5 protein-coding genes are annotated in these 5,373 nt (G+C 43.1%); all 5 read right to left on the bottom strand.

The window, feature by feature from the left end:
* Nucleotides 1-326 precede the first annotated feature (326 nt).
* The 5 genes from SK51_RS23585 to SK51_RS23560 all read right to left on the bottom strand — a co-directional run bounded on the left by SK51_RS23585 (nucleotide 327) and on the right by SK51_RS23560 (nucleotide 4,127).
* Nucleotides 327-677, bottom strand: a complete 351-nt coding sequence (locus tag SK51_RS23585) for a hypothetical protein (protein WP_048207336.1) — start codon at nucleotides 675-677, stop codon at nucleotides 327-329.
* A 326-nt stretch (nucleotides 678-1,003) separates the two neighbouring features.
* Nucleotides 1,004-1,426, bottom strand: coding sequence for a helix-turn-helix domain-containing protein (locus SK51_RS23580; RefSeq protein ID WP_048207334.1), 423 nt, complete (start codon nucleotides 1,424-1,426; stop codon nucleotides 1,004-1,006).
* Complete coding sequence (locus SK51_RS23575; protein WP_048207332.1) at nucleotides 1,426-1,617, bottom strand: Rop family plasmid primer RNA-binding protein; 192 nt, start codon at nucleotides 1,615-1,617, stop codon at nucleotides 1,426-1,428. The genes SK51_RS23580 and SK51_RS23575 overlap by 1 nt, the downstream gene beginning before the upstream one ends.
* Nucleotides 1,618-2,383: 766 nt before the next feature.
* Complete coding sequence (locus SK51_RS23565; protein ID WP_048207328.1) at nucleotides 2,384-2,824, bottom strand: hypothetical protein; 441 nt, start codon at nucleotides 2,822-2,824, stop codon at nucleotides 2,384-2,386.
* 4 nt (nucleotides 2,825-2,828) lie between these two features.
* Nucleotides 2,829-4,127, bottom strand: coding sequence for an AAA family ATPase (locus tag SK51_RS23560; RefSeq protein ID WP_048207327.1), 1,299 nt, complete (start codon nucleotides 4,125-4,127; stop codon nucleotides 2,829-2,831).
* Nucleotides 4,128-5,373 lie beyond the last annotated feature (1,246 nt).

The following is a 5,373-nucleotide window of genomic DNA, read 5'->3' as shown; positions in this document are numbered from 1 at the left end:
AGCTCGGTATCAGCAAGAATACCGTCGCTGACATCGTGCAACGACACAGAGCTAACGCTTAGGGTGTCATTTCGCCCTCAGCCGGAACCGACCCCAGATCCGAAAACTCTCTCTTACACTCTGCGCCCAGAAATTTCAGGTCATCGATAAGGGTCGCAAACCATTGCTTCATTTTCTTTCTCCCAAGCGTTAACACGTCAGGTAACAGTCTGGCACAAACTGGCAAAAGAAAACGCCTCACGACCCCGCAATAAATTGCGGGGTCGTGAGGCGCTGATCATTTATGGGCAACCACATAAACAGATCACCACGTCAACCGCCTGAAATCAGCCATATTCGATCCCCAAAGATTGTAACTCTGTACGGAACCGTTTCATCGCTGGAGAAATGACCATTTCTTTATAATTTTTACTCAGTTCTTCCCCTGAAAACTTCCCATAACTGTTCAGCTCATTCACTTCCAGCCCAACACTTAACAGAATATGTTTTATAAATACGACCTGCCTGAGGATCTGATCGCGATGCTCAGACAAGTCATGGTCAGTCGTCAGCGCATCCGTCAGTTTTCTACGAGCATACTCATTCACGGTAAGATTTCTGACCGCAGCTTCCTGCTCAAGAATGGTTTGAATATTTTCAGGCAAACGAAACTGTACCGGCTTTCGGGATGATGGCATAAACACCTCAACACGGGTGGAAGGTGTTACACCTATAACATCATGATATATAAAATTAAAACGATATCTTTGGGCTAATTTAAAATACTGAATATACAGTTGGGTGTTACACCAGAAAGCCGCGTCATTAGTGGCTTTCTGAAGAGCACTGTACAGTGCGTGGGGTGTGACACGATTTTCTGGCCTTTTTCAGCCATCAATCCTTCGTCATGAAGGTAAATCCTCCCGGTGGAAATAACGGAAAAATCCATATCACACTCAGAACATCACGACAGGCCGAACGCTATGACCGGAATGCGTGGAATAACGTGACCGGGTAATACGGACTATTTCCAGAACTGCCACCATCGTGCCACTGACGTAGCAGGGGCAGGAGTCTCTGCTTTATGCTCCAGAAGCTGCATGGCCTGACGAAGTGAACTGATATGTTCATCCCGAGCATTCACCGCATCTTTAAGTCCGGCATTTTCCGCCTGCAAAAGCGTCACCTGGTGCTGTAAACGATGTAAAAACTCACTGTTAACCTCTGTAGCGTTATCGTCAAATTTTACAGTGTCACTTTTACCGCCGTTTACACCCTCAAGCATACCAAACACGCGAATAAGCTCAGAAGTATCAATAGTTTTAACGGACTTTCCATGTTTTACAACAGAGGTGTAAGTCAGTTCACCTGACTTAATCATCCTGTAAACAGTGGGACGACTGACACCGGCAAGACGCGCCGCTTCGCTAATGGATACACGGGCCATTACAAATCCTCTTGAAAATCATCCAGACGAATAGCCAGAGTGCGAAAGAGGTGTTCCGCATCCTCATGCAGTTTTTCGCACAGGTCGGCCTCAGTATCGAGATCCAGTTCGTTGAGCTTATCCAGTAAAAGCAGGGATTGCGCCTGAATGAATTTCGCCATATTCAGTGCCGTTTTCTGTTGTTTAGTCATCACAGCGTCAGTGCTCCTAGTGATACCCGGTTCTTTTCCGCTTCCTCGACCGTTCGCTCGCTACGCTCGGTCACTTATCTGCGGCGAGCGGACGGATCGTCCTAAGAGACAAATAACGTAGACGGTAAGCGTAACGAAAAGCCAGAACAAGAGCGAGAAGGCCACGCCCAGCCAGGGCGTTTTTCCATAGGCTTCGCCCCCCTGATAGGCATCACGAAATCTGACGCTCAAATCAGTGGTGGCGAAACCCGACAGGACTATAAAGATACCAGGCGTTTCCCCCTGGCGGCTCCCTCGTGCGCTCTCCTGTTCCTGCCTTTCGGTTTACCGGTGTCATTCCGCTGTTGTGGCCGCGGTTTCTCATTCCACGCCTGACACTCGGCTCCGGGAAGGCAGTTCGCTCCAAGCTGGGCTGTATGCACGAACCCCCCGTTCAGCCCGACTGCTGCGCCTTATCCGGTAACTATCATCTTGAGTCCAACCCGGAAAGACACGACTAAGCGCCACTGGCAGCAGCCACTGGTAACTGATTTAGAGGAGTTGGTCTTGAAGTTATGCGCCAGTTAAGGCTAAACTGAAAGAACAAGTTTTGGTGACTGCGCTCCTCCAAGCCAGTAACCTCGGTTCATTGAGCGCCAACTCCATGAACCTTCGAAAAAACCGCCCGCCAAGGCGGTTTTTTTCGTTTTCGAAGAAAGAGATTACGATGAGTAGCCTCTGATCTCAAGAAGATCCTTGTAAAAAGAGAACCACTCAAGGCAATACATTACTTATTTGACTTCCAAAACCGATGGTCCCTATCAAAGAAAACAATATAAAAAATATTATCTCTAAGGAATCCAGCAACCCTTCTTTTCTGCCCGCCAATGTTTTTTATAACCCCCCAAGATTCATCTTTTGATAATCCATCGGGGCACTTGAAGTCGTTAACAGAAGAATCAGGATAGCGATTATAATTAGTAAAGATACCATCCGATATGACTTTAGTAATACCATTGGCAGTCAAATAAGTTAGTTTTTCCACTAACTCACCAAGACATCCATCATCGAGCCAGGAATCTATAGATTGACCCACACCATCAACATTACAGAAGTACTTGAAACTCACAGAAATAAACCTATCCGTTGACTCGGATTTCGGCTTGGAGTCTTTGGTTTCTTCCTTTCTTAACGAGCTTTTTAGGCTTCTACTTCTCTTTGGTGGCATGATATCATTCCTTAGACATTAAGGTTTCAATATCTTGTGGATTTTCAAATAACGGTATTGCATCAAAGTCACCATTTAAGTAATCAGCCCCATAAGATGGCTTCAAAGATCTTTGTCTTTCCTTATATTCAACAAGTGAATACAAGTTACTACCACCAGTCTCATAGTTTTTATCAACAAACCAAATTTGATCTCTCCTGAAGCAATCTATAGACATCAGATTAACGTCCTGAACAGCAGCTATAATCTGACTACCATGTTCGCTTTGCTCATGAAACATTCTGAATATAAACTTAGAAAGCAAAGTATGGAATTTAGAGTCAAACTCATCAACTAACAATAAGTTACCATTGTTAATGGCATTATATATAGGGCCAAGCATATATACTATTTTCTTGGTTCCCTCTGATTCAAAATCAATAGGGACGGATATTTCACCATTCGCTGTTTTCTTAATCACACGAATAGAAAACATTTTTTGCGTTTTTGCTAAATTTTGTATGGAGCTAAATAGGTTTTTTAAATTATCGTCGTCCGTTTTTATGTCATTAAAAGGAATATCCGGGGCGACCTCATCTAAATAAATGTCACTAATCTGAAATGATGGGAGTATTTTTTTTAGCCACAATTTAAAATCAGGAGACTCATTAATAAGATTTAATGTAATCCCTGTAAACGCACCTTCATTTGAGCCAGATATAACAACAATATTCCTAAACCAATCCACAACTCTTTTAGAGTGCTCACCGTTAAATCCAGCAATAACAGATATAAATGGAACATCATCCCTGGTTTTCTGAATAATTTTATCTTTAATAAACAAAGAAGACTCCCCAAAGGAAGCTCTGTTTACATCAATATCTAAACCATCTCTCTCAAACAACATTGTTTCTCTAGATGATGGTGTATAGTAAAGCCATTCCTCTTTAATTTTACCTTGGAGTAAGGATAAGCCATACCTGTATTTAATATTATCCTTTACAAAAACAACCTCCATTTCAGTTGGACTTTTTGGGCCATCCTCATCAAGCAGAAAAGGTATTATGTTTTTTGTGATACTTGATTCTATAGCCTGAACGGAATGCAAAACAATATCTTTCATAATAGATATTGTCTTTATAAAATTTGATTTCCCACTCGCATTCGCACCAAAAATCAAGGCGGACTTTAATATCCTTTCATCTTTGATAGACATGACATTAGCCTGATTGATGTCATCCTTTGGCGATGACACCGCCAGCATGCTCAAATTTTGAGCATCCTTGAACGAGAATGCATTAGACAAGCTGAAGTTAACAATCATAAGGACATCCGTTTTTGTGTTCTTAAAACAAGATTTTGTCATTTGTTGACAAAAAACAGCATTAAGAATAGCATGAGAGCATACAAATACAAGCATGTGAAGTGTTACAGAGTACTAACTAAAGGCATTGAAAATGCTGAGTGCTAACAGGAGTAAAAATGAGGTTCTTTCTATATCAGATGGTGCCATTCGCTGCGGTCATTAGCTCAGCAGTTTTGGCATTTCATTCAATCGATGGGTGGGGATGGTTTCTGTTTATCGCGTTTATGCTCAGCGGTGCAGACACTGTGAAAAAGCACATTGCAAATTAAAAATTAACTATATAATTCAGGAGGATGAATGCATATTTCAATATAATAAAAAGGGTTAGCCTGTACCACCAGAACTAACCCCAACAAACCATACGCAAATGCGGCGCTTGAGTACCACCTCAAGTGCTTTTATGAAGCCAGCCACAAGATTTGTTGATTGCTACAGTACAATTTTGACAGCAAAAATCAACATTCATGTGGCGAAAAATAGGAAATGCAACATGCAGACAGAAGAGTCTCAAGCATACATTTTTCGCCCTTACATCACAGTAAAGGGCAAACGGATCACTCGTCCTAACGGCGGGATGTTCAAAATTCCAATTAATCGCGAAAAGAAAAGTTAGTGATCGCAACCCTAACGGGCTGTTCTAAATTTGATTAAAAAGGATGGTTCTATGTCAGTTTACTGTGTCTCTTACGACCTGAATAAAGCAGGTCAGAACTACAATGCGCTATACGACGAGTTAAAAAAATCGCCGGGATGGTGCCATCCGTTAGATTCCACCTGGCTAATATCAACCAGGGAAACAGCCCAACAGCTGTCGGATCGTTTGCGTAGGCATCTGGACAATAATGACACCTTGCTTGTGATTGGTGTAACCAAAGAATATGCCGGATGGCTTCCGCAAACCACATGGGATTGGATGAGGCAGCACATCTAGAAAAAAAGCCCTCCGGGGCTTTTTTTATGCCTATCGATTTACCATAACGCCTCATTACGCGCACCGCTAAAACGCGCTCAGGACGATTTCAGCGCGAAGCCGATGAAAACCCCAGATTACCAGGCGAAAAGCCCACAAAACGGCGCAGATGAATTCTGGCGTGATGAATGGCTATGCAGGGGTCGGTTCCGGCTGAGGGCGAAATGACACCCTAAGCTTTCGGTTCCTTGGGCCAAAGATATTCGCCAGTCAGTAGAATGTGCGCCCAGCCCA

This window comes from Enterobacter sp. MGH85 (assembly GCF_001037655.1).
GTDB classification, from domain to species: domain Bacteria; phylum Pseudomonadota; class Gammaproteobacteria; order Enterobacterales; family Enterobacteriaceae; genus Enterobacter; species Enterobacter intestinihominis.
This window is presented reverse-complemented; position numbering and strand designations above follow the sequence as displayed.